Here is a 25,602-nt window from a genome sequence, read left to right as displayed (position 1 = left end):
GCCATCAGCATCCGCTTTTCTTGTTTTCACTGATACGTAGATACCACAGCATGAAGATGACGCCACAGCGTGCAACGCTCGTTGGTTTACTGGCCATTATTTTATGGAGTACGTCTGTCGGGCTGATTCGCAGCATTACCGAATCACTGGGCACCCTTGGCGGCGCCGCCATGATTTACACCACCAGTACGCTCTGTCTATTATTGTTTCATGGCGTTCCCAAAATAAAAACACTGCCCAAAGTCTATCTTCTGGCCGGGGGAATGCTCTTTATCTGCTATGAAATTTTTCTGTCCATCTCTATCGGTCTCGCCAACAACCGTTTGCAAGCGATAGAGCTGGGCATGATTAACTACCTGTGGCCCAGTCTGACCATCCTGTTCTCAATCTTCATCAATCAGCAAAAAAGCCGCTTCCTGCTGTGGGTAGGACTGGCTCTCTCGTTATCCGGTATTATCTGGATCATGAAGGGGGGCAACGCGTGGTCTCCTTACGTGCTATGGCAAAATATCCTGACCAATCCACTCGCTTACGGACTGGCCTTCTCGGCCGCCATAACCTGGGCCCTGTATTGCAATATCGCCAAACGGTTCGGCCACGGGGAAAGCGGAGTGCTGTTCTTTCTCCTCATCACCTCCATCGTGCTATGGCTGCAATATACATTCAGTGCGGAGAATGTCTTAGCCTTTACCATGACGAATGCCATTGAGCTGATTTTCATGGGCGCCTCCACCGCACTCGCCTACTCGGCGTGGGACTCGGGGATCCAGCATGGTAATCTGACATTACTGGCTACCGCGTCTTATTTTACCCCGGTGATATCCACTCTGCTGGCATCATTGTGGCTGAGAGTCTCGCCCGCGTATTCCTTTTGGCAAGGTGTTATCATGGTGACGCTGGGTTCATTGCTGTGCTGGTTCGCTACCCGCCAACCCCGGGAATAAGCAGTATGTTCCACGGGTTGTGGATATCCCTCTCGATGCAATAACCTGTTATAGTAGATTTCACATTTATTTAACGCAAAAAATAACGGTATGTTACGGCGCTTCTTCTCTTATTACTCCCCTTATAAAGGGTTATTTGTGCTGGATTTTGGCTGTGCCATTATCGCAGGGCTGCTTGAACTGGGTTTCCCGATGGCGATTAAAGCGTTCATCGACAAGCTGCTGCCAGAGCAGAACTGGTCGTTGATTCTGCTGGCCTCAGTTGCGCTATTGATCGTGTATTTGCTGAATACCGGACTCATGGCCATTGTTAACTATTGGGGACACGCGCTGGGCGTAGGCATCGAAACCGATATGCGTCGCCAGGCGTTTGAGCACCTGCAAAAGCTCCCTTTCCGCTATTACGACAATATGAAAACCGGGCATATCATTACCCACGTCACCAAAGATCTGGAGGAAGTGGGCGAAATTGCCCATCACGGTCCGGAAGACCTGTTTATCGCCATTATGACCTTCATTGGCGCGTTTATTCTGATGGCTACCGTACATCTGCCACTGGCTATGCTCACTATCGTCATCGTGCCGTTCATGACGTTTCTGGTCAGCCGCTATGGCGCCCGCATGACCGAGACCTGGCGCCAGTTATTTGGCCAGGTTGGTAATTTCAATGCCCGGATTGAAGAAAGCGTCGGCGGTATTCGCGTCGTCAAAGCTTTCGCCAACGAAGCGCATGAGAAAAAGCTGTTTTCCCATGACAATGAAAACTATCGCCGTACCAAACTTCAGGCCTATCGCATCATGACCGCCAGCTTGACGCTCAGCTACCTGAGCACACGTCTGATTCAGCTGATCGTCATGCTGGCAGGCATCTGGTATGTCATTGAAGGTGAACTGACCTACGGCGGTTTTATCGGCTTCCTGTTGCTGATCGAAGTGTTCTTCCGCCCCGTCGCCAAAATTACCTCTGTGCTGGAGAGCTATCCGAAAGGCATTGCCGGTTTCAAGCGTTTTACCCAACTGATTGATACCGTGCCGGAAATTGCTGACGCTCCCAACGCCCGCGATGTGGGTCCACTCAAAGGCGATATCCGGTTCAACCAGGTTGGCTTCGGCTATTCGCCCGGTCGTCCCATCATTCATAACGTTAACCTGTCGATTCGCGCCGGCGAAACGATCGCCTTCGTCGGACCTTCAGGCGCAGGGAAAACCACACTCTGTTCGCTGCTGCCCCGCTTTTATGATTTAACCAGCGGCAGCATCACCATTGATGGTATTGATATCCGCGACATGACGCAGGCTTCTCTGCGCAGCCAGATTGGTATCGTTCAACAGGATGTCTTTCTGTTTGGCGGCAGCATTCGTGAAAATATCGCCTATGGCAAATTGGGCGCCAGCGATGAAGAAATCATGCAGGCGGCGCAACGCGCCAGACTGGATGAACTGATTGAGAATCTGCCTGACGGTCTGGATACCATCGTTGGTGAACGCGGCGTCAAATTATCTGGTGGACAAAAGCAGCGTTTATCCATTGCCCGGATTTTTCTGAAAAACCCACCGATTCTGATCCTTGATGAAGCGACTTCCGCACTGGATACCGCCACCGAACAGGCGATTCAACAATCGCTCAGCGATCTTTCAGCGGGACGAACCACGCTGGTTATTGCCCATCGGCTGGCAACCATTCAGAATGCCGAACGCATTGTGGTGGTCGATCACGGCGGTATCATTGAGCAAGGCAGTCATCAGGATTTAATCGCGCATAGCGGGATTTACGCCAGTTTGCATCAGGCACAGTTCGGACACGCTTGATTCTCTTCTCTTCGCGAGGGCGTCTGTCCCTCGCCTCTTCCTTTATTTTCCCTCTGGATGTGATTCTGGTGGTTTTAACTCAAATAAATTGCATTTAAAATATATCTATTATTACTCCATCAGAAAATGACGGACATGGCGAGAAAACCTCTGGGCAAACACAGGCAACGTGAGATTCGCACCGTTGGGTTGATGATCGAATTGTACGAAAAGCATCACCCCGAAATCGACAGCAAAGACAAATATAACCGTCTATTTGATTACGCCATCAATCGTCTGGAACGTTGCTACTTTGGGGAAGAGAAACCCGCGTGTAAGCACTGCCCTATTCACTGTTATCAACCCGCCAGACGAGAAGAAATCAAAGCGATTATGCGCTGGTCAGGACCGCGCATGTTGCTTCACCATCCGATTCTGGCCATCCGCCATTTGATCGACGATCACCGTCCGGTACCGGACTATCCGGCATCAAAAACCGGCCCCAGATAGCCACGACCCTCTTAAAGAAAAAGGCCGCTTGCGCGGCCTTTTGGGTTATCTCGTTTACTCTTTGGGAGAGGCGTTCTCTACCCTGCTTTTTAACTTTTGCCCCGGACGGAACGTGACCACACGGCGCGCCGTAATCGGAATATCTTCGCCAGTTTTTGGGTTACGTCCCGGTCGTTGGTTCTTGTCTCGCAAATCAAAATTGCCAAAACCCGACAATTTGACCTGCTCGCCATTTTCCAAAGCGCGACGAACTTCTTCAAAAAACAGCTCGACTAGCTCTTTGGCATCCCGTTTGCTCAGCCCGAGCTTCTCAAACAGGTATTCTGACATTTCAGCTTTAGTAAGCGCCATAGGTTCAATCCCTCAAGGATGCTTGGAATCGCTGTTTTAATGCTGCTACACATTCTGCAACGGTAGCGGCAATTTCCTCTTCTGCCAGTGTACGCGAGGTATCTTGTAAGATCAGGCTGATAGCCAGGCTCTTGTAACCATCAGCTACGCCCTTTCCTCGGTACACGTCGAATAAGTTTACGCCAACTAACTGATTTGCGCCAACTTTCTTACACTCGGCTAAAACATCGCCTGCGGGGATATTTTCAGCCACTACCACAGCAATATCACGACGGTTTGCAGGGAACCGGGAAATGTCGCTCGCGTCAGGCAGAATGCGGTTTGCAACCTTATCCCACAGCAACTCAAACACGACTGTGCGTCCATTCAGATCCAGCTTGCGCTCCAGTTCCGGGTGGATAACACCAATAAATCCAATACGTTCCCCGCAAAGATAAATAGCAGCACTTTGCCCTGGATGCAATGCCGGATTACTTTCAGCCTTGAACTCAAGGTCAGACAGTTTACCCGTCAACGCCAGCACCGCTTCCAAATCTCCTTTTAAATCATAGAAGTCAACGGTCTGACGCGCCAGATCCCAATGTTCTTCGTAGCGAGTGCCGGTAATCACACCTGCCAACATGAAATCCTGACGAATTCCCAGGTCGGCACTGCTGTCCGGCACAAAACGCAAACCGCTTTCAAACAGGCGCAGACGGCTCTGCTGGCGGTTCTGGTTATACACCACCGCGCCCAGCAGCCCACTCCACAAGGAGAGACGCATCGCTGACATCTCTGCTGAAATCGGGCTGGGAAGAATCAACGCGTCTTCGCCGGGATGGATCAGCGATTGAATTTTCGGGTCAACAAAACTGTAAGTAATTGCTTCCTGATAGCCATGATCGACCAATAACGTCTTGACGCGCTTGAGAGAAAGCGTCGCCTCACGATGTGAAGTCATGGTCAACGGTGCGAGCGTGGCAATATTCGGGATATTGTTGTAACCGTAAATACGGGCAACTTCTTCGATCAGATCTTCTTCGATCTCCATATCGAAACGCCAGCTTGGCGCAACCGCTTGCCAACCCGCCTCTGTTTTGGTCACGTTGCAGCCGAGACGCTGCAAAATATCGGTTACCTGCTCGTCCGCAATGACGTGACCAACCAGGCGATCCAGTTTTTCACGACGCAGCGTAATCGTCGCCCGCGCAGGTAAATTCGCCTCGCTGGTCACATCCACCACCGGGCCCGCTTCACCGCCGCAAATCTCGATCAGCAAACGCGTGGCTCGCTCCATTGCTTTATGTTGCAATGCGGGATCGACACCGCGTTCGTAACGATGGGATGCATCGGTATGTAAGCCATAGCGGCGCGCACGCCCGGTGATGGACAGCGGGTTAAAATAAGCACATTCCAGCAGGACATTCTGCGTGTCTTCATTAACGCCGGAATGCTCCCCGCCGAAAATGCCGCCCAGGGCCAGCGACTTTTGTTTATCGGCAATCACCAGCGTATCCGCATTCAGCTTCGCTTCATTGCCGTCCAGCAGCGTCAGCGTTTCGCCATCGTTAGCCAGACGCACCACGATCCCGCCTTCCAGACGGTCGAGATCGAACGCATGCATCGGCTGGCCCAACTCCAGCAAAACATAGTTGGTGACATCAACTACCGGATCGATAGAACGGATACAGCTGCGGCGCAGCTTTTCACGCATCCACAGCGGCGTAGCCGCTTTAACATTGATGCCTTTGACGACGCGCCCCAGATAACGAGGACAAGCCTGCGGCGCCTCAACCTGAATCGGGAACGTATCCTGAATGGTTGCCGCAACAGGCTGAATTTCTGGTTCTGTCAGCGGTAATTGGTTCAGTACGGCCACATCGCGAGCAACGCCAATGATGCCAAGGCAATCGGCACGATTTGGCGTTACGCTGATTTCAATGGCGGTATCGTCCAGTTGCAGATATTGACGAATATCCGTGCCAATCGGCGCATCCAGCGGTAATTCGATAATGCCGCTATGATCGTCAGAAATACCCAGCTCGGAGAATGAGCACAACATCCCTTCAGACGGCTCGCCGCGCAGTTTGGCCGCTTTGATTTTGAAATCGCCTGGTAACACCGCACCAATAGTGGCGACCGCCACCCTTAAGCCTTTGCGGCAATTAGGCGCACCGCAAACAATATCCAGCAGGCGATCGCCGCCCACATTAACTTTTGTCACACGCAGTTTATCGGCGTTCGGATGTTGTCCGCACTCAACGACTTCCCCCACGACAACGCCGTGGAACGATCCGGCAACAGTCTCAACACCATCAACTTCAAGGCCTGCCATGGTGATTTGTTCAGATAATGCTTCGCTGTCAATCGCCGGGTTTACCCACTCGCGCAACCAGAGTTCACTGAATTTCATGATGATATTCCCGCCTTACTTAAACTGTTTGAGGAAACGCAGATCGTTTTCAAAGAATGCGCGCAAATCGGTTACGCCGTAACGCAGCATGGTAAAGCGCTCCATGCCCATGCCGAAGGCAAATCCGGAGTATACTTCCGGGTCGATGCCCACGTTACGCAGTACATTGGGGTGCACCATGCCGCAGCCCAGCACTTCCAGCCACTTTCCGTTTTTACCCATGACATCAACTTCGGCCGACGGTTCGGTAAACGGAAAATAGGAAGGACGGAAACGAACCTGGAGGTCTTCCTCAAAAAAGTTTTGCAGGAAATCGTGCAAGGTCCCTTTCAGATTGGTAAAGCTGATGTTTTTATCCACAATCAGCCCTTCCATCTGGTGGAACATTGGCGTATGCGTCTGATCGTAGTCATTGCGGTATACGCGGCCAGGAGCAATGATGCGGATAGGCGGTTGCTGTTTTTCCATGGTGCGAATCTGCACGTTGGAAGTCTGCGTACGCAGCAGACGCTGCGCATCGAACCAGAAAGTATCGTGATCGGCGCGCGCCGGGTGATGCCCGGGAATGTTCAGCGCATCGAAGTTATGATAATCGTCTTCGATTTCCGGCCCTGTCGCCACGGAAAAACCCAACTCGCCGAAAAAGGTTTCGATGCGATCGATGGTGCGGGTCACCGGATGCAGGCCACCGTTTTCGATGGTACGGCCAGGCAGCGACACATCAATCGTTTCTTCCGCCAGCCGGGCATTCAGCTCAGCCGTCTCCAGCACTTGCTTCCGGGTATTCAACGCTTCCTGCACGTCTTGCTTGGCCTGATTGATAACAGCGCCTGCCGCAGGACGCTCTTCAGCCGGCAGCTCGCGTAGCGAGGTCATCTGAAGGGTTAAGTGACCTTTTTTGCCAAGATACTCGACGCGCACATTTTCCAGTGCGGTAATGTCCTGGGCCTCTTCTATGGCTGTTCTGGCTTTGGCAACCAGCTCTGCGAGATGTGGCATTGCATTCCTCTTCTTCTGCCTGTATGGCCAACTGTCATGATTGGAAAATATTTTATTCAATAACGCGTGATGCTTTTTCCGCATATTGAAAATTATGCTTATTAAACAAAAAAGCCTCCCTGAGGGAGGCTTAGGCGCTACTTTTCGTTTCTTTTCTTACGCGCAAAGCCACCCTGAAATCAGGCGCTAAAGTAAAAAAAGAAACGGAAAATAGCAGTATGCATACTTGCGTTACCTTGTCGTCATCGTAAAACGGAAAAATAAAACTGCTTTATTGAAAGATGAGACACACAAAATGTCAACAGGAATACTTGTTTATCTGAGCGTTAACGCAACTAAAAGAGGGAGCAATGCTCCCTCTTTTAACTGACTTATGCCAGTGCTGCTTTCGCTTTTTCAACCAGTGCGCTGAATGCGACTTTGTCGAATACGGCGATATCAGCCAGGATCTTACGGTCAATTTCAACAGAGGCTTTTTTCAGGCCATTGATGAATTTGCTGTAAGACAAGCCATTCTGACGGGATGCTGCATTGATACGTGCAATCCACAGCTGGCGGAATTGACGTTTACGTTGACGACGGTCGCGGTAAGCGTATTGACCAGCTTTGATTACTGCCTGGAAGGCAACACGATAAACGCGCGAACGGGCACCATAGTAACCTTTCGCTTGTTTCAGTATTTTTTTGTGACGTGCGCGAGCAACCACACCACGTTTTACGCGAGCCATATGCTCTCTCCTAAAGTCTTATTCTAAATTCAAAAAGGTTACTTATGCGTAAGGCAGACATGCAACGACCAGGCCCAGATCTCCTTTGGAGACCATGCCTTTCGGACGCAGATGACGTTTACGTTTAGTCGCTTTTTTGGTCAGAATATGACGCAGGTTAGCATGCTTACGCTTGAAACCACCTTTGGCGGTTTTTTTGAAGCGTTTAGCGGCGCCACGTACTGTTTTAATCTTTGGCATGTTAATTTCCACTTCGCATTGTTAATTACAACGAATCAGATAAGGCGAACAAAACCCGCACAGCGCAAGCGCGGCGCGGGTTCGGTTACTTGAATGCCTTACTGTTTCTTCTTAGGTGCGAGCACCATGATCATCTGGCGGCCTTCAATCTTCGATGGGAAGGATTCAACCACTGCCAGTTCACTCAGATCGTCACGAACACGGTTAAGCATTTCGATACCAATCTGTTGGTGCGCCATTTCACGACCGCGGAAACGCAGTGTGATTTTGGCTTTATCGCCATCTTCCAGAAAGCGAACCAGGTTGCGTAGTTTGACCTGATAGTCGCCATCATCGGTACCAGGCCGGAATTTGATTTCCTTGACCTGAATAACTTTTTGTTTCTTCTTCTGTTCCTTTGTGGCCTTACTCTTCTCATAGAGGAACTTGCCGTAATCCATGATTCGGCAAACCGGCGGCTCGGCGTTCGGACTGATTTCAACTAAATCAACACCTGCTTCCTCGGCTTTTTCTAATGCTTCATTCAGACTGACAATGCCAAGCTGTTCGCCTTCGACGCCAGTTAAGCGTACCTCGTGTGCGCGAATTTCTCTGTTGATGCGATTAGGACGCGCCGGTTGAACTCGTTTTCCGCCTTTAATACCTTATTCCTCCAATTGATGAAGACTACGGCTGCGAATCTCTTGTTGCAGCTTGCTAATAACTTCACTGACATCAAGGCTCCCCAGGTCTTTACCTCGACGAGTGCGGACAGCAACTTTCCCTGCTTCCACTTCTTTATCGCCACAGACCAGCATATAGGGAACACGCCGTAAAGTGTGCTCGCGGATTTTAAAGCCTATCTTCTCATTTCTCAAGTCTGCTTTTACGCGAATGCCTGCTTCTTGCAGTTTTCTGGTCAATTCGCTGACATAATCAGACTGGCTATCGGTGATATTCATAATCACCGCTTGTACCGGTGCCAACCAGGTTGGGAAGAAGCCGGCGAATTCTTCGGTAAGAATACCGATGAAGCGCTCCATTGATCCCAGAATGGCACGGTGAATCATTACCGGTACCTGACGTTCGTTACTTTCACCCACGTAGGAGGCATTCAGGCGACCCGGTAGTGAAAAGTCGAGTTGCACCGTACCACACTGCCAGGCGCGATCCAAACAATCATGTAAGGTAAATTCAATTTTTGGTCCGTAGAACGCCCCTTCGCCAGGCTGATATTCAAATGGAATATCATTTTCGCTCAATGCGGCGGCCAAATCTTTCTCGGCACGATCCCACATTTCATCGCTGCCAATACGTTTCTCAGGACGGGTAGATAATTTCACCACGATTTTTTCAAAACCGAAGGTGCTGTACATATCATACACCATTTTGATACAGCTATTGACCTCATCACGCACTTGTTCTTCAGTACAGAAGATATGCGCATCATCCTGAGTAAAGCCGCGAACGCGCATCAAACCATGCAGGGAACCCGACGGCTCATTACGATGGCAGCTACCGAACTCGGCCATACGCAGCGGCAGATCGCGATAAGATTTCAATCCCTGATTGAAAATCTGTACGTGACCCGGGCAGTTCATCGGCTTAATGCAATATTCACGGTTTTCTGACGATGTGGTAAACATCGCTTCTTTGTAGTTGTCCCAGTGCCCGGTTTTTTCCCACAGCACGCGGTCCATCATGAATGGGCCTTTCACTTCCTGGTACTGGTACTCTTTCAGCTTCATGCGTACGAACGCTTCCAATTCGCGGAAGATAGTCCAGCCATCATTATGCCAGAACACCATACCCGGCGCTTCTTCCTGCATATGGTAAAGATCGAGCTGCTTGCCGATCTTGCGGTGATCGCGTTTGGCCGCTTCTTCGAGGCGTTGCAGGTAAGACCCAAGCTGTTTTTTATCTGCCCAGGCGGTACCGTAAATACGTTGCAGCATTTTATTTTTGCTGTCGCCGCGCCAGTAGGCGCCTGATGTTTTCTGCAATTTGAAATGATGGCAGAAACGCATGTTCGGCACGTGCGGACCACGGCACATATCGACGTATTCTTCATGATGATACAACCCGGGGCGATCATCATGACTGATGTTCTCGTCCAGAATGGCAATTTTATAAGTCTCACCGCGGGCAGCAAACGTATCGCGCGCTTCCTGCCAACTGACTTTCTTTTTAATCACGTCATAGTCAGTGCTGGCGAGCTCATGCATGCGCTTTTCAAGCAGATCGATATCTTCCTGAGTCAGAGTACGATCGATATCAACATCATAATAAAAACCGTTATCAATGACCGGGCCAATCGCCATCCTGGTATCTGGCCATAATTGCTTGATGGCGTGCCCCAACAGGTGGGCGCAAGAGTGGCGAATAATCTCCAGCCCCGCTTCATCTTTGGCAGTGATAATCGCCAACTGCGCATCGGTTTCGATTTTGTCGCTGGCGTCTACCAGTTCGCCATTGACACGACCGGCAATACAGGCTTTTGCCAATCCGGGACCAATATCAAGGGCAACATCAAGGGGAGAAACGGCGTGGTCATATTGACGCTGACTTCCATCAGGAAGGGTAATAACAGGCATTATAATTCCCTTATTTGCAGTGGTGACCCACACGAAAGATCACATACAAAATCATTTAACTATTGAACATCAAAATGTTAACCATGCTATTCCTCTATACTCTGCGAAATATATACACATGGATGCGCATACATAAAAATGCCCACCAGCGTGACATGGATAACGTCGCGGTAATAATACACCGTATAATGCGTGTGTTAAAGCCAGTCACAACAGGTTAATCGAGGGAAACCATCAACATGATGAACACCCTCGCCCTCGCCGCCACAGCACGGCATCAACATGCCCACCTTAAACGCCGCAATAAAAGCGCGCATTAGTATAAATCTGTTAATTGGAACACTGAATTCAAAAAAATAGAACGCTATTCTGATTTTAATACCCACTCAACATTAATGGTTTTACATTGTCACTATTCCCATCATCCAGAAAGGAAATGAAGTATGAAAATGAAATTGTTGTCTGTAGTTTTAACAGCTTTTTTGCGGTCGGTGTTTTTGCTGCAGAGAGTGCGATTAAAGATGGCACTTATAAAGCCGAAGCGATCACCTTTGATGAGAATGGCTGGAAACCTTTTCTAGACTTAACCTATAAAGATGGAAAAATCACTGAGGTCAAATTTGATTACACCAGTGAAAAAGATGGTCATCTGAAAACCAGCGACGAAGAATACATCAAGAAAATGCACGCCGTGACCGGCACATCACCCACTATTTACACCGTCAAGCTTTCTCAGAGCTTACTGGAAAAACAAAATGTTGCAGAGGTTGATGGCGTCACCGGCGCAACACATTCAACGGAAGATTTTAAAATACTGGCAGGCGCGGCGATACAGAACGCCAAAGCAGGCAATCTGGAAACGGCCAAGATAGAATAAGCCCTAATGTTATCATTAAAGATGATCATAATTTCATCCAATAACCATCGGCTATAATCAATCTCCCGCATTTTGATTGAATGCGGGAGAATCGGCGAGCTTTCGGAGCAGCCTTTTCCATTTCACTGGGGTAACGTTAATCAAACAAGTTTCAGCGGTAGTTTATAGATCAGTAAAATACACGAACGTCACGGGCTATCGTCATACGCGGTGATCAACGTTCAGGAATGACGTTTTTAAATGCCAGCACATCATCACGCTCTTGAATTTGTAACGCATCAGCGTCTTCCGCTTTCTCTTCGCGCACTTCCTGCGGAACCAACATGTTTAACAGCGTCAACTGTTGCCGCTGCTGCTCAACAATTTCATGCAGCAATTTAATCTGCTCATTTGCCCGAACGCTCGCCCGGTTAATGAAAAACCAAACCAGCATCACCAGCACTACCACCAGCGCGATAAAGACCATTTCTAATATGTTCACACCAACTCCACTTAACATTCCGTCAATCAGGACAAACGGCAAACAGCCGTTCGCTGCACTCATCTTAACACTGAGCGCCCGACAAGTTCGATACTCTTGCCGGTATCACCTTTGCGAGTCACGGAACCGATAGCCCGCGCCATAAAAAAAGCCTGCCGCAAAGACAGGCTTAACTGCACGGTTTAAATCAGAATGGATATTCGTGGTATCCCATCTGCTCAGAGATATTTCTGGCGGCGATATGCAGCATCTTAACGTATCCGAGTTTGTTTTCTTCAGAAAAACGAATGGTCGGGAATGAAATGCTCAAGCCGGCGATAACCACGCCAAAACGGTCGAAAACAGGAACCGCGATGCAACGCAACCCTTCTTCCTGCTCTTCATTATCTTCACCATATCCCTGCCCACGCACCAGATCCAACTGCGTTATCAGTTCATCCGCGGTACAGAGAGTATGCGGCGTACTGCGGGTAAATTCGACCGTCGAGAGGATTTCCTCCACCTCCTCTCTGTCGCGCCATGCCAGCAGCACTTTACCAATAGCCGTACTGTGTAATGGGTTACGACGCCCAATACGCGAGTACATACGCAGGTTATACATTGAATCAATCTTGTGGATATAAACGATGCTGTCTTCGTCCAGCGCGCCCAGGTGAATGGTTTCCCGCGTAAGCACCGAAAGCTCGCGCATCTGTATATCCGCACTACGGATCAAATCGACGTTTTGCAACGCCTTAGCCCCGAGTTCAAATAACTTAAGCGTCAATGAGTATTTCTCCGATTCGCCCTCCTGCGCTACATAGCCGAGGGATTTCATCGTCTGCAAGAAGCGGTACACGGTACTTTTGGACATCATTACACGTTGAGACAGTTCGGTAATACCAATCTCACGCTCTTCACCTAATGCCTGCAAAATACCAAAAACCTTTAAAACGGACGACACGGAATCGGGTTGTTTATCTAAATCTGCAATAGCCATTTTTGTGGTTACCCTACTCAGTTTTTTCTTGTTTTAAAAAAAATAGAACAATGGTTTTAGTATAAAGGGAACGCTTTGATTATGGCAATGGAGCAAAGACGATAATCAAGTAACTTTGATAAATATCAGCGTCAGAAACGTTACGAATTAACTATGTAAGCAAATTTATAGGTAATAAACCGCGACATTCAACATGACGGCACGGTTTATCAAGTATTGTTACTGCCAAACTGAGTCCGGCACCTTCGCCAGATACAGCGCCGGTTTTCCGTCAACATCGGAAGTAAACAGAATTTGCTTATTATCCGGTGTGAAAGAAGGATGCGGATGCGTTACCTGACGGTCGCCCTCCAGCACTTTCCAGGATGTATTATGTTGCGCCACACGGTGTTGCTTGCCGGTTTGCATATTAAATACATACAGGAAAGGATCGTTTTCAATCTTGTAACCACCGTCATCCTGCACATCAACCGGTGCGTCGGAACCATCGCCCACCAGCAACGATCCATCATAGTTGCTCATCAGGTGAGAACAGGCTGGCATAACGGTCAGTTGACGATCTTCCAGCGTAACTGGGTCAACGCTACAGATATAGCGGTTTGGATTACCCTTGTGATAAGAAACGTAGATCATCGCTGAGCCGTCAGGAACCCAGAATTCGTGGGTACAGCTCTCGCCTTCAGCATGCTCTTTCACTTTACGCATGTTGGTGCCGTCTTCATTGATGAACCACATACGGGCGTCAACCAGATCGTGCGGCCCTTCATGGCAGAACGCCACCGTGTTGTCATCACCGGGACGGTAGATCGGGTGACCCAGCCATTTATTTTCCTGAAGGATGGTTTCCGCTTCGCCCGTCGCCAGATCAACACGGATCAGACGGCAGCACGGGTTGGTGAAATAGAATTCCTGGAATTTTTTCCAGTCAGTTAACGGTTTCCAATCCTCTTTCCTGATTTCAATGCCAACCATCTTGGTGCAATCAGAATTCGCTACCCAGGTGCCGTAACCAACCCAATCATCAGGAACCTGATAAATGGTTTTCTCTTCCAGCGTTTTCAGATCGACGCGCATCAGGTTACGTACGTTCTTCACATAGTACAGCGCATCATCGTCAGGAGACAGGAACCCGCCGAAGGTGTTATCACCTTTGCCTTCGGTCAACTGCGTGGCTTCCTGCGTGTTCAGATCCAGCAGGTAATAGTTCCACGGGCCATCAAACGCGCCACCAAACAGCAGTTTACTTCCATCATTGCTGAAACATTTTTGATAAAAGTAATTGCGGTGGCAGATGACATCGGGCGGGGTTAAGCGCACCACTTCGGTGCCGGTTGCCGCATCCTGATAGGAATGAAATTTTAGGGGGAATTTGTTGCCTTTGGCCATCCGTAAATCCTTAGAACTTATCATGAAGAATCTGACGTCGCACGAGCATACAACCAGGAAGACCCGTCACTCTGGCTATACTTTCTCACACGAATTACCTAGTATGCTGACATTATAGAAACAATGTTTCATTTTTCCGTGATCGTGGTTTTATTTTATAAAACATTCTTTCTGTTTTCACCAGATGTTTCAGATTCAATGAAACCATTTTATGCCTGATGTTACAGAAACCGGCGGCGGCGTTTCAGAAAGAAAAAAGCCTGAGGCCGGTGGAATACCGAACTCAGGCTTCTATTAGCCCAGGCTTTTAAGAAAGGCCGCTATAACCTTATTTCAGATAAGCCCCTGAACGCAGCGCTTCGATGCGTTTGTCCAACGGCGGGTGCGACATAAACAGCTCGCTGAATGATTTGGATTTACCATTGATACAGAACGCCATCATGCTGTTTTCTTCCTGCGGTTCGTAGCTGGTTTTCAGACGCTGCAACGCGGCAATCATCTTTTCACGCCCGACCAGTTTTGCTGAACCGGCATCAGCGTGGAACTCACGGTAACGGGAGAACCACATGGTAATAATGCTGGCCAGTATGCCAAACACCAGTTCCAGCACGGTTGCCACCGCAAAGTAAACCAGCGGATTGCCGCTGCTGCTCTCGCCATCGCGATTAGCGGACAGGAAGCCCGACGCGACCTGCGCGATCAAGCGGGAAATAAAGATGACAAAGGTATTCACGACACCTTGAATCAGCGTCATCGTGACCATGTCGCCATTGGAAATATGGCTGATTTCATGCGCAATGACGGCCTCCGCCTCATCACGGCTCATGTTTTGCAGCAAGCCCGTGCTAACCGCAACCAGTGACGCATCACGGCGGGCGCCGGTTGCGAAGGCGTTAATATCAGGGGCATGGTAAATCGCTACCTGAGGCATCGCGATACCGGCCTGCTGTGACTGCGAACGGACAGTTTCCAGCAACCAGCGCTCTGTTTCATTGCGTGGCCGTTCAATCACTTCACCACCGACAGATCGTAATGCCATCCATTTGGACATCAGCAGAGAAACAAACGCACCGCCAAAGCCAAACAGCCCAGCCATAATCATTAAACCCTGGACACTGCTGGATTGAATTCCCGTCAGGCTGAGTACCAGCCCGAAAACCAACATCACCGCCAGGTTGGTGATCAGGAAAAGTGCAATACGCATCATAGAAGTCTGATTTCCTCTCGCAGAAAAATAAAGTTTGCAACACTCACATCGTATGGGTTGCCATGGCATTTTCAAGCATTCTTAACTTTTCAGTTACTAAATCCACATAACTTTACATTTTTCAAAAGGAAAGTCGCTTTGCATTAATCTATTTGCCCCTTATCTTCCCAACCGATAATCCACCGCTGACCAGCATGGTCGGCTATTCCTTCGTAATGGTAGAACGTTGAATGATTATTCAGCGGCGGGAAGATCAATTTTCAGCAGCCGAGTGAAATCCGCCGCTGACATCGGATGACCGAACAAATATCCCTGTGCCTCCTCGCAGCCTTTGCTTCTCAAGCGCTCGCACTGCTCCTGCGTTTCGACCCCTTCCGCAATGACCCCCAACCCGAAACTTTTGCCGAGATAGAGTATTGCCCGAACAATCGCCGCATCCGCGGGTGATTCACACATGGTGCGAACAAACGTCTGATCAATCTTGAGTCGCGTCACCGGATAGTTTTTCAACATACTCAGCGAGGCATAGCCTGTACCGTAGTCATCAAACGCAATTCCGATACCTGCATCGCGAAGTTCGTTTAACGGCTGCAACATATTTTCGTCATAGCGCAGAATAATGTTTTCGGTGATCTCCAGCTCAAGCGCACTTGGCTGCAATCCCGTCTGCATCAGCACATCGGCAATCTTCTGCGCCAGCATTCCCGAACGAAACTGAGCGCTGAACAGGTTAATGCTGATGCGGAAATTTTCAGCGCCCGCATTACGCCAGCGGGCAGTTTGTTCGCAAGCGGTTTTAACAACCCAATCGCCAACGCGCTCAGCCCAGGGACCGTGCTCCAGTGCAGCAAGAAACGCGCCCGGTCCCAGTAATCCCCGATGTGGATGACGCCAGCGTAACAGGGCTTCCGCGCCTACAATCTCGTTTCTCGCCAGATTTACCTGCGGCTGATAGAACATCTCAAATTCATGTTGCTCATACGCCCGCACGAACTCGAGTTGGAAAGCATGTCTGGCCTGAAAAATTTCGCGCAGCTCACGGGTAAAAAACCGATAGCAATTTCGGCCCTCGGACTTGGCCTGATAAAGCGCCAGATCCACGTTGGTCAACAATTCCTGTGCCGTAACGCCATGTTCAGGCGCCAGCACGATCCCGATACTGGCGCTGATATTGATTTGGTGATCATCAATAATCATGGCCTGAGAAACCTCGTGGATAATTTTTTCCGCAATGCGGGATATGACGTGCGGGTCGGTCATCCCCTGAAACAGCAAAACAAATTCATCGCCGCCCATGCGGGCAACCAGATCGCCAGTCTGGGCAATGGACTGAATTTTCTTCGCCACACGAACCAGGATGTGATCGCCGCTGGAATGGCCCAGGCTGTCATTGACATCCTTAAAACCATCCAGATCGACCATCATCACGCAGACCACAGGATCTTTTTTCAGCGCCTGTTCCAGGCTAGTGGTCAGCAAGGTACGGTTTGCAAGCCCGGTGAGCGGGTCCATATGCGCGAGTAAAAACAGCCGTTCTTCATTACGACGGCGCTCAGTGATATCACGCAGAATTGCGCCGTAGCTGACATGCTCATTATCTTCCCACATGGAAATCGACAGCTCGACAGGCACCATCACACCGCTTTTGGTTCTGACAGTCAGTTCCAACATGACGCCTTTGAGCAAGGCCTCACGATCGCTAATCAGGTGATCCAACTGCACAAGAAAATCATCGGGCACGATGGTATTAATATTTAAGCCAATAATTTCATCGCCGATATATTCAAGCATCTTGTGAGCAGCGGCATTCCAAAACGTAATCACGCCTTTCTCATTCACGCAGATAATACTGTCTGGCGATGTATTGGCGATATTTTCAAATCGCACCTGACTGGCTTTTCGCGCTAAATCAAGGCGCCGCATTTCCAGCTTATCCATCACCAGTACAGCCAAATCCTGCAAATTGTGTTCGTCTCTGGCGCTGAAAGCGAGACGAGGCTTGACGTCAACAATGCAGAGCGTACCAATCGCGTAGCCCGCCGGTGTTCTTAATGGAATACCGGCATAAAACCGAACATGAGGGACGCCGGTCACCAACGGGTTATTTTTGAAACGTAGATCTTTGCTGGCATCGGGAACCACCATGATTTTCTTTTTCAGAATCGCATGGGTACAAAAAGAGAGATCTCTTGGCGTTTCATAAAAAGCAATCCCCAGACTCGCCGCAAATAGCTGTCGTTCTGATTCCAGCAATGAGATCCAGACAATAGGAACGTCAAAAATATTTGCCGCCAGATTAATCAAATTGTTAAGGCCAGTATCAAATAAAAAATTTTTGATACCATACTCACGAAGAGCAGCAATACGGGCAGCTTCATCTTTGCCTATTGGGGCACGACTCATAGGTTCCCCCTACAGTATCCATCGTCTTAGGTTTCAGATTAAAAAGTAAAATTTAAGTTATAAATATAATGAATTGTTGCAATGGTATCGGCGCAAACGGTAACCCCGCGCTGGCAAGCAGAATTATGGGTAAAAAACCCATATTCAGAGCAGTAAACTCCCATCGTTGATAAATAATTATGGCAAAAGATCCCGTGTCTATCCCCTTGGCACACACTAACAACAATCCGATGTATTAAGATCTTTGGATAACTTATTGCTCAATGGCTACATAAAAAGCCATCACACATATTGATTACAACCAAGTCGGAGTGGTATTGCTTGCAAAGCTGGAATGCAAACTTTTGCACGATAACGGAACTGATCAGATGCTTACTGCGACAAGTATTCTTGATCAATTCTCGCGAGGTTCATCGTTGGAAAACATGCTGAATTGTGTACCTTTTATGCAGATAGCACCAAAGCGTTCACAGCAAGGAGAGTTAAATTCGGGAGGAGGAGATGTCTTTAGTACGCGACATGATTGCACCGGGAACGGTTTTCAGAAACTTATTTTTACGAAAAAAACGGCCTTTTTGCATAGTAATGCGGTTTTGCTGAGACGCCGATATTCAGCACATCAGCGATCGCTGTCAAAGGGTTCCCAGATATCCATGTTTCCCTGCCGGTTCAGGTTTACCCGCCATCTTTCAGGTTGAAAGAGCACAGTCCTCATTACGGCTCCTTTCTGGCATTCGTCAATTGCCCTCAGGTCACTTCCTTGTGTAAACGCCTGGGGATTCATTCAACTGCCTTCCTGGATTCAAAAGCTATTGGATATATACGGTTATCGCATCGATTTTTTATTAGATAAATTACTGGCCACGATATAATCAGGCTGGAAAATAGCTTATCGAATGTTCCGGCGTATTATTTTTTGCCTTGATGATTAAATCCCAATCACCGGTATACGGGACCGTTAAATAAATCTCATTTTCCGCACTAACGCTAATAGCGCCCGACGTAACCGTCTGATTCTGGTCGTTTTCGGTCTGACTACCATTAACCATTTGAAGTTCAAAGGTATTAGGACACCGAACGATCACAGTATCACCGCCAAAAAGACTCAAACACGTGCGAATTACAGACATACATCCTCCGCGGCATATCACTATTAGCATGCCTTTATGAAACCTATCGATGAGTTATTTTCCCACAACGGGATTTTCATAAGAACAAAATGCATACAGTCAGATTGTGATTTAGATCAAGTTAAATCCACGTTTTTAACAAAGTCGCGGTGTAATAAGACGAACCTATGAAGAGAATCATTACATTAGTTTTTTTGATAGCGACAATGACCCAGACTGAATAACAAAATAAACAAGTAAGGAGGCGATTTCCCTAGCATAAAATACGGTAAAAACTCCGAAATAGTATTTTTTGCCAATAATGATTCTAATTTTTATACTTGCCGAAATCCTGACATACGGTGGAAACACGATCCCGCGCCTATACTCTTACAATCATCAGTAAGATTTCAGAGGCCAGTATGCTTTGGTTTGAAGAAGGTCTGTATCTGAGAATAAAAGAGTTGGACAATGGCCCTACCCCTTTGCCGCTCAAAAGCGGCTTTAACGCTGAAACGGCATACCGCGCGATTGGAATGTTCAATCCATCTGAAACATCTGACGCCTATTACATTCTGTCCAATGACAGAAATGAAGTTTGGTTTATCTGTAACAGACACCTGAGAACCGTTGCCATGTCGCCTCTCCCCGCTGATTTCAGACGGCCGCTGGCCTCATTTCAACCATGAAATGACTCTGTTTTTGACGTAGACGTAATAGAAACCGATTGGCAACCATTGCAGATAAATAACGGGGAAAACAAAAACAAAGAGGCCAATAAAGGCCCCTTCTTCTTAATCTTCGATAAACGCCGATTACATATTATCGATAATGTCCTGCGCGAACTCGCTGCATTTCCGCAGCTTGGCGCCGTCCATCAGACGTTCGAAATCGTAGGTCACGGTCTTGTTCTTGATCGCGCCTTCCATTCCTTTAACAATCAGGTCGGCGGCTTCGAACCATTGCATGTGACGCAGCATCATTTCAGCAGACAGGATGACGGAACCCGGGTTCACTTTGTCCTGACCCGCATATTTCGGCGCCGTACCATGAGTCGCCTCGAACAGCGCGCATTCGTCACCGATGTTGGCTCCCGGCGCAATACCGATACCGCCAACCTGTGCCGCCAACGCATCAGAAATATAGTCGCCGTTCAGGTTCATACAGGCGATAACATCATATTCAGCAGGACGCAGCAGGATTTGCTGTAAGAACGCATCGGCAATCACGTCTTTTACCACAATGTCTTTGCCGGTGTCCGGGTTTTTAATCTTAACCCACGGACCGCCGTCGATCAGTTCACCACCGAATTCTTCGCGCGCCAACTGATAACCCCAGTCTTTAAAGGCGCCTTCGGTGAACTTCATGATGTTACCTTTATGCACCAGCGTGACGGAATCACGATCGTTGGTGATCGCATAGTAAATTGCGGCGCGAACCAGACGTTTCGTTCCTTCTTCGGAACACGGTTTAATACCGATACCACACTGTTCAGGGAAACGGATTTTATTAACGCCCATTTCCTCACGCAGGAATTTGATCACTTTGTCAGCTTCCGCCGAACCCGCTTTCCATTCGATACCCGCATAGATATCTTCTGCGTTTTCGCGGAAAATCACCATATCGGTCAACTCCGGATGTTTTACCGGGCTGGGTGTACCTTCGTAGTAGCGTACCGGACGCAGGCAAATATACAGGTCCAACTGTTGACGCAGTGCAACGTTCAGAGAACGAATGCCGCCGCCTACTGGTGTGGTCAGCGGGCCTTTAATCGCAACACGGTATTCACGAATCAGATCCAGCGTTTCTTCAGGCAGCCAAACGTCTTTACCATAAATTTGTGTGGATTTTTCACCGGTATAAATTTCCATCCAGGAAATAGCGCGCTTGCCTTGATAGGCTTTTTTCACTGCCGCGTTCACGACATCAATCATGGCGGGCGTCACATCGACGCCAATGCCGTCGCCTTCAATAAACGGGATTATCGGATTATTGGGGACAACCAGTTTGCCTTGGGCATCAACCGTGATCTTTTGCCCCTCTGTCGGTACAACTACTTTGCTTTCCATTAACCTCTCCTTCGAGCGCAATTTTGTTAATGACTTGTAAGATGCGTGTCAATACTACTTGAATATTCAGCCCGCGCCAATCGCAAACCATTTCGAGTATAATGCTTTTGTTTTCCGCGGCCATAAAGATGATGAATAAATTCCCTGTTAAAAATCACAACGTTAAACGATTCAGCTCGCAGACGGCACGAAAAAGGCGTCCAGATAACGCCCCCCGGCGCATCGTGCTGTTCAATAAACCCTTTGATGTCTTGCCGCAGTTCACCGATGAAGCGGGCCGCAAGACGCTAAAGGACTATATTCCACTAAGCGATATCTATGCCGCCGGGCGTCTGGATCGGGACAGCGAAGGACTGATGATCCTGACCAATGACGGTAAACTACAGGCCAGACTCACGCAACCGGCACAAAAAACGGCAAAAATCTACTATGTGCAGGTCGAAGGCATCCCGGATGATGACGCGCTGGCACAGTTTCGCGGTGGGCTTGAGCTGAAAGATGGGAAGACGCTGCCAGCGGGCGCCGAGATTGTAGAAGAACCGGTATGGCTGTGGGCACGGACGCCACCGATTCGCGAGCGGAAAAGCATTCCCGATTGCTGGCTGAAAATCACGTTGTATGAAGGGCGTAACCGTCAGGTTCGCCGTATGACCGCCCATATTGGTTACCCGACACTGCGTCTGATTCGCTACAGCATGGCCAATCAGACAGTGGGAACCCTGTTACCCGGAGAATGGAAGGAAATCACCGATGTTTAAACCTCATGTTACGGTTGCCTGCGTTGTTCAGGCCGAGAACCATTTTCTGGTCGTTGAAGAGTTGATTAACGATAAACGCCTGTGGAATCAACCCGCAGGACATCTGGAAGCCGATGAAACGCTGATCCAGGCGGCCAGTCGCGAGCTATGGGAAGAAACGGGAATTCACGCCGTGCCGCAACATTTTCTGCGTATGCATCAGTGGATTGCACCAGACCAAACCCCGTTTCTGCGCTTCTGTTTTGCTCTCGATCTCCCGCAGCGTGCCGAAACCCAACCCCACGACAGCGATATTGAGTGTTGCCACTGGCTGAGCGCCGAAGAAATTCTGCATTCGCACTGCCTGCGATCTCCACTGGTGGCGGAAAGTATTCGCTGCTATCAGCAGCCAGAACGTTATCCTTTAACCCTGTTACAAGCCTTTAACTGGCCTTTTTAACAGCCGGTCCGTCAGGAATAGCGGTGCAGGCCCCAACGCAACATGCTAAAATGCGCCGCCTGTTTTTGCTTTTAATGCGTAAGTATTCCAGTTCGTGAGATGTCCATGTCAGATAACAGCCAGAAAAAAGTGATCGTCGGTATGTCCGGCGGTGTTGATTCATCCGTTTCCGCTTACCTGTTACAACAACAGGGCTATCATGTTGAAGGCCTGTTCATGAAGAACTGGGAAGAGGATGACGACACGGAGTATTGTTCTGCGGCAACCGATCTTGCCGACGCCCAGGCCGTTTGTGACAAACTGGGTATTGAGCTGCACACCGTTAACTTTGCTGCCGAATACTGGGACAATGTATTTGAACTGTTTCTGGCAGAATACAAAGCCGGCCGCACCCCCAATCCGGACATTCTGTGCAACAAAGAAATCAAATTCAAAGCCTTCCTCGAATTTGCCGCCGAAGATCTCGGTGCGGATTACATTGCGACCGGTCACTACGTCCGCCGTCAGGACGTTGACGGCAAAAGCCGTTTACTGCGTGGTGTGGATGGCAATAAAGATCAAAGCTATTTCCTCTATACGCTAAGCCACGAACAAATCGCGCAAAGTCTGTTTCCCGTCGGGGAACTGGAAAAACCCGAGGTTCGCAAAATTGCCGAACAACTGGAACTGGTCACGGCCAGGAAAAAAGACTCCACGGGCATTTGTTTTATCGGCGAGCGTAAATTCACCGATTTCCTGGCGCGTTACCTGCCAGCCCAACCGGGCCCAATATTATCCGTTGATGATGGCAAACCGATGGGCCAGCATCAGGGGCTGATGTACCACACGCTGGGACAGCGTAAGGGGCTGGGCATTGGCGGCGTCAAAGACGGCGGCGAAGATCCGTGGTATGTCGTAGACAAAGATGTCGCCAATAATATTTTGTACGTCGCGCAAGGGCACGAGCACCCTCGCCTGATGTCGTACGGGTTAATTGCCCAACAGTTACATTGGGTCGACCGTCAACCGCTGACTGCGGCATTACGTTGCGTCGTCAAAACCCGTTACCGTCAGGCTGATATTCCCTGTACGGTCACCCCACTCGGCGAAGACCGCATCTCGGTTCGTTTTGATGAGCCGGTCGCCGCAGTCACCCCGGGACAGTCCGCCGTTTTCTATCTGGGTGAGGTCTGCCTTGGCGGAGGCATTATTGAAGAACGTTTACAGGAGTGATCGTGGCGAAAAATTATCATGATATTACCCTGGCGCTGGCGGGCATCTGTCAGTCGGCCCATCTGGTTCAGCAATTGGCGCATACCGGTCATTGCGACAATAGTGTTCTGCACACCTCTCTGAACAGTATTCTGGTAGTCAACCCGACATCTACGCTGTCGGTTTATGGTGATGCGGAAAGTAACCTGAAAACCGGTCTGGAAACCTTGCTGGGAATTCTGAACACCAGCAGTAAAGGTCCGGGCGCCGAACTATCGCGTTACGCGTTCAGCCTGATCGCCCTTGAGCGTAAGCTGAATGCCAAACCTGCCTCGCTGGACGAACTGGGTAAACGCATCGGGCAGTTGGAACGGCAGTTGGAGCATTTTGAACTGCTCTCTGATACGATCATCGGCGCGCTGGCCGGTATTTATGTTGATGTGATCAGTGCGCTGGGGCCGCGTATTCAGGTCATGGGTTCGCCGGACATACTGAAAAACAGTCAGATTCAGGCCAAGGTACGCGCGGTGTTGCTGGCCGGAATTCGGTCTGCCGTACTGTGGCAACAGATTGGCGGAGGACGTCTTCAGTTGATGTTTTTCCGCGGTCATCTGGTCAAACAAGCCAAACAGATACTGGCTCGTTGCTGACAATCGATTAATCGGCTACGACTTATGCTAACCGTCTCTCAATATTTTTATTAAAACCAATCTCAGGAGTTGCTTGCAATGGAATTATCCTCACTGACCGCCGTTTCCCCCATCGATGGACGCTACGGCGATAAAGTCAGCACGTTGCGCACGATTTTCAGCGAATTCGGTCTGCTGAAGTTCCGCGTACAGGTTGAAGTACGTTGGCTGCAAAAACTGGCAGCCTGTGCAGAAATCCGGGAAGTTCCTGCATTTGATCGTGACGCAAACGCTTTCCTTGACCAGATTGTCGCCGAATTCAGCGAGCAGGATGCCGAACGCATTAAAACCATTGAACGCACCACCAACCATGACGTTAAGGCCGTTGAGTATTTTCTGAAAGAGAAAGTGGCGTCGGTGCCTGCGCTGCACGCCGTCAACGAATTTATCCACTTTGCCTGTACGTCTGAAGACATCAATAACCTGTCTCACGCATTGATGCTGAATACGGCACGCCGCGATGTCATTCTGCCGCAGTGGCGCAAAATCATTGATGCGCTGGCCGATCTGGCTCATCAATACCGTGATATCCCTTTACTTTCCCGCACGCACGGTCAGCCGGCCACGCCGTCCACCATCGGCAAAGAATTTGCCAACGTAACTTACCGTATGGAGCGCCAATATCGACAGCTTCAGCAGATAGATATTCTGGGCAAGATCAATGGGGCGGTCGGCAACTACAACGCTCACCTCGCCGCCTATCCGGAAGTTGACTGGCACCAGTTCAGCGAAAGTTTTGTCACCTCGCTGGGCATTAACTGGAACCCGTATACCACGCAAATCGAACCGCATGATTACATCGCCGAACTGTTCGATTGCATTGCCCGTTTCAATACTATTCTGATCGATTTTGACCGTGACATCTGGGGTTACATCGCCCTGAATCACTTCAAGCAAAAAACCATCGCGGGTGAAATCGGCTCCTCTACCATGCCGCATAAGGTAAACCCCATTGACTTTGAAAACTCTGAAGGCAACCTGGGTCTGGCGAATGCCGTACTGGGCCACCTGGCCAGCAAACTACCGGTTTCCCGCTGGCAGCGCGATCTGACCGATTCGACCGTTCTGCGTAATCTGGGCGTGGGCGTTGGCTATGCGCTGATTGCTTATCAGGCAACCCTGAAAGGCATCAGCAAGCTGGAAGTGAATCGCGATCGCCTCGCTGACGAACTGGATCACAACTGGGAAGTGCTGGCCGAGCCTATTCAGACCGTGATGCGCCGCTACGGCATTGAGAAGCCGTATGAAAAGCTCAAAGAGCTGACCCGCGGCAAGCGCGTTGATGCCGCAGGCATTCAGGCCTTTATTGACGGTCTGGCGCTGCCTGAAGAAGAAAAAACCCGTTTGAAAGCCATGACGCCGGCCAACTACATTGGTCGCGCAATCAAAATGGTCGACGAACTGAAATAAGCTAAATCGTTGCTCAGGCGGACCTCGTCCGCCTTTTATTTCCGCCAAACAATTCCTGCGTTTATTACCTGTTTACTCC

The 25,602-nt window shown here is 49.3% G+C and carries 25 protein-coding genes and 1 other annotated feature; of the genes, 10 read left to right on the top strand and 15 right to left on the bottom strand.

The annotated features are described in order from the left end of the window. The first annotated feature begins 56 nt into the window (after positions 1-56). The 3 genes from yddG (at position 57) to B4923_RS13935 (ending at position 3,242) form a co-directional block, all read left to right on the top strand. The gene (yddG, locus tag B4923_RS13945; protein ID WP_109054970.1) at positions 57-944 is read left to right on the top strand and encodes an aromatic amino acid DMT transporter YddG; all 888 of its coding nucleotides are present in this window, start codon (positions 57-59) and stop codon (positions 942-944) included. A gap of 90 nt (positions 945-1,034) precedes the next feature. Further along, positions 1,035-2,753: an ABC transporter ATP-binding protein gene (locus tag B4923_RS13940; protein WP_109054969.1), complete on the top strand. Its 1,719-nt coding sequence runs from the start codon at positions 1,035-1,037 to the stop codon at positions 2,751-2,753. A gap of 135 nt (positions 2,754-2,888) precedes the next feature. Beyond that, positions 2,889-3,242 carry a nitrous oxide-stimulated promoter family protein gene (locus B4923_RS13935; RefSeq protein ID WP_109054968.1) on the top strand — a complete coding sequence of 118 codons (354 nt, stop codon included), beginning with the start codon at positions 2,889-2,891 and terminating at the stop codon, positions 3,240-3,242. A gap of 54 nt (positions 3,243-3,296) precedes the next feature. Here B4923_RS13935 and ihfA read toward each other — a convergent pair whose 3' ends face one another. From ihfA to thrS, 8 genes are all read right to left on the bottom strand, one after another. After that, positions 3,297-3,593 (bottom strand): integration host factor subunit alpha, encoded by a 297-nt coding sequence (ihfA, locus tag B4923_RS13930; RefSeq protein ID WP_009112984.1) that lies wholly within the window; start codon positions 3,591-3,593, stop codon positions 3,297-3,299. A 4-nt stretch (positions 3,594-3,597) separates the two neighbouring features. Further along, positions 3,598-5,985 (bottom strand): phenylalanine--tRNA ligase subunit beta, encoded by a 2,388-nt coding sequence (gene pheT, locus B4923_RS13925; RefSeq protein WP_109054967.1) that lies wholly within the window; start codon positions 5,983-5,985, stop codon positions 3,598-3,600. A 15-nt stretch (positions 5,986-6,000) separates the two neighbouring features. After that, on the bottom strand, positions 6,001-6,984 hold the full coding sequence (gene pheS, locus B4923_RS13920; RefSeq protein ID WP_109054966.1) for a phenylalanine--tRNA ligase subunit alpha: 984 nt from the start codon (positions 6,982-6,984) through the stop codon (positions 6,001-6,003). Positions 6,985-7,088: 104 nt separating this feature from the next. Next, positions 7,089-7,214 (bottom strand) — a sequence feature (Phe leader region). Beyond that, entirely contained in the window at positions 7,164-7,208 is a 45-nt protein-coding gene (pheM, locus tag B4923_RS20790; protein WP_121514181.1) for a pheST operon leader peptide PheM, read from the bottom strand. It overlaps the preceding feature by 45 nt. A 141-nt stretch (positions 7,215-7,355) precedes the next feature. After that, positions 7,356-7,712, bottom strand: coding sequence for a 50S ribosomal protein L20 (gene rplT / locus B4923_RS13915; RefSeq protein ID WP_109054965.1), 357 nt, complete (start codon positions 7,710-7,712; stop codon positions 7,356-7,358). Between the two features lie 42 nt (positions 7,713-7,754). After that, positions 7,755-7,952 carry a 50S ribosomal protein L35 gene (gene rpmI, locus B4923_RS13910; RefSeq protein WP_109054964.1) on the bottom strand — a complete coding sequence of 66 codons (198 nt, stop codon included), beginning with the start codon at positions 7,950-7,952 and terminating at the stop codon, positions 7,755-7,757. Between the two features lie 98 nt (positions 7,953-8,050). Further along, positions 8,051-8,593, bottom strand: a complete 543-nt coding sequence (gene infC, locus B4923_RS13905; RefSeq protein WP_109054963.1) for a translation initiation factor IF-3 — start codon at positions 8,591-8,593, stop codon at positions 8,051-8,053. Between the two features lie 3 nt (positions 8,594-8,596). Further along, the gene (thrS, locus tag B4923_RS13900) at positions 8,597-10,525 is read right to left on the bottom strand and encodes a threonine--tRNA ligase (protein WP_109054962.1); all 1,929 of its coding nucleotides are present in this window, start codon (positions 10,523-10,525) and stop codon (positions 8,597-8,599) included. Positions 10,526-10,961: 436 nt separating this feature from the next. Between thrS and B4923_RS13895 the strand changes: the two genes are divergently transcribed. Continuing rightward, complete coding sequence (locus B4923_RS13895) at positions 10,962-11,402, top strand: FMN-binding protein (RefSeq protein WP_109054961.1); 441 nt, start codon at positions 10,962-10,964, stop codon at positions 11,400-11,402. 214 nt (positions 11,403-11,616) lie between these two features. Here B4923_RS13895 and B4923_RS13890 read toward each other — a convergent pair whose 3' ends face one another. From B4923_RS13890 to B4923_RS13865, 6 genes are all read right to left on the bottom strand, one after another. After that, the gene (locus B4923_RS13890) at positions 11,617-11,883 is read right to left on the bottom strand and encodes a YebO family protein (RefSeq protein WP_425428630.1); all 267 of its coding nucleotides are present in this window, start codon (positions 11,881-11,883) and stop codon (positions 11,617-11,619) included. Positions 11,884-12,070: 187 nt separating this feature from the next. Further along, entirely contained in the window at positions 12,071-12,862 is a 792-nt protein-coding gene (gene kdgR, locus B4923_RS13885; protein ID WP_109054960.1) for a DNA-binding transcriptional regulator KdgR, read from the bottom strand. Between the two features lie 219 nt (positions 12,863-13,081). Beyond that, the gene (gene ogl, locus B4923_RS13880) at positions 13,082-14,248 is read right to left on the bottom strand and encodes an oligogalacturonate lyase (protein ID WP_109054959.1); all 1,167 of its coding nucleotides are present in this window, start codon (positions 14,246-14,248) and stop codon (positions 13,082-13,084) included. Between the two features lie 328 nt (positions 14,249-14,576). Continuing rightward, entirely contained in the window at positions 14,577-15,455 is an 879-nt protein-coding gene (htpX, locus tag B4923_RS13875) for a protease HtpX (RefSeq protein ID WP_109054958.1), read from the bottom strand. A 234-nt stretch (positions 15,456-15,689) separates the two neighbouring features. Further along, entirely contained in the window at positions 15,690-17,858 is a 2,169-nt protein-coding gene (locus B4923_RS13870) for a sensor domain-containing phosphodiesterase (protein WP_109054957.1), read from the bottom strand. Between the two features lie 872 nt (positions 17,859-18,730). After that, complete coding sequence (locus B4923_RS13865) at positions 18,731-18,988, bottom strand: hypothetical protein (RefSeq protein ID WP_109054956.1); 258 nt, start codon at positions 18,986-18,988, stop codon at positions 18,731-18,733. Between the two features lie 401 nt (positions 18,989-19,389). On the opposite strand from B4923_RS13865, the gene B4923_RS21095 reads away from it, so the two are divergent. Continuing rightward, entirely contained in the window at positions 19,390-19,656 is a 267-nt protein-coding gene (locus B4923_RS21095; RefSeq protein WP_109054955.1) for a hypothetical protein, read from the top strand. Between the two features lie 126 nt (positions 19,657-19,782). Here B4923_RS21095 and icd read toward each other — a convergent pair whose 3' ends face one another. Beyond that, positions 19,783-21,036, bottom strand: a complete 1,254-nt coding sequence (icd, locus tag B4923_RS13855; protein WP_109054954.1) for an NADP-dependent isocitrate dehydrogenase — start codon at positions 21,034-21,036, stop codon at positions 19,783-19,785. Positions 21,037-21,167: 131 nt separating this feature from the next. Between icd and rluE the strand changes: the two genes are divergently transcribed. The 5 genes from rluE (at position 21,168) to purB (ending at position 25,523) form a co-directional block, all read left to right on the top strand. Further along, positions 21,168-21,794 carry a 23S rRNA pseudouridine(2457) synthase RluE gene (gene rluE, locus B4923_RS13850; RefSeq protein ID WP_170116064.1) on the top strand — a complete coding sequence of 209 codons (627 nt, stop codon included), beginning with the start codon at positions 21,168-21,170 and terminating at the stop codon, positions 21,792-21,794. Continuing rightward, complete coding sequence (locus B4923_RS13845) at positions 21,787-22,233, top strand: NUDIX hydrolase (RefSeq protein ID WP_109054952.1); 447 nt, start codon at positions 21,787-21,789, stop codon at positions 22,231-22,233. The genes rluE and B4923_RS13845 overlap by 8 nt, the downstream gene beginning before the upstream one ends. Positions 22,234-22,338: 105 nt before the next feature. Beyond that, a complete protein-coding gene (gene mnmA / locus B4923_RS13840) occupies positions 22,339-23,445 on the top strand; it encodes a tRNA 2-thiouridine(34) synthase MnmA (RefSeq protein WP_109054951.1) in 1,107 nt (368 codons plus the stop codon). Between the two features lie 2 nt (positions 23,446-23,447). Next, positions 23,448-24,074 (top strand): high frequency lysogenization protein HflD, encoded by a 627-nt coding sequence (gene hflD, locus B4923_RS13835; RefSeq protein ID WP_109054950.1) that lies wholly within the window; start codon positions 23,448-23,450, stop codon positions 24,072-24,074. 78 nt (positions 24,075-24,152) lie between these two features. Next, positions 24,153-25,523: an adenylosuccinate lyase gene (purB, locus tag B4923_RS13830; protein WP_109054949.1), complete on the top strand. Its 1,371-nt coding sequence runs from the start codon at positions 24,153-24,155 to the stop codon at positions 25,521-25,523. Positions 25,524-25,602: the final 79 nt, after the last annotated feature.

The organism is Brenneria roseae subsp. americana (assembly GCF_003115815.1).
Taxonomy (GTDB): Bacteria; Pseudomonadota; Gammaproteobacteria; order Enterobacterales; family Enterobacteriaceae; genus Brenneria; species Brenneria roseae.
This window is presented reverse-complemented; position numbering and strand designations above follow the sequence as displayed.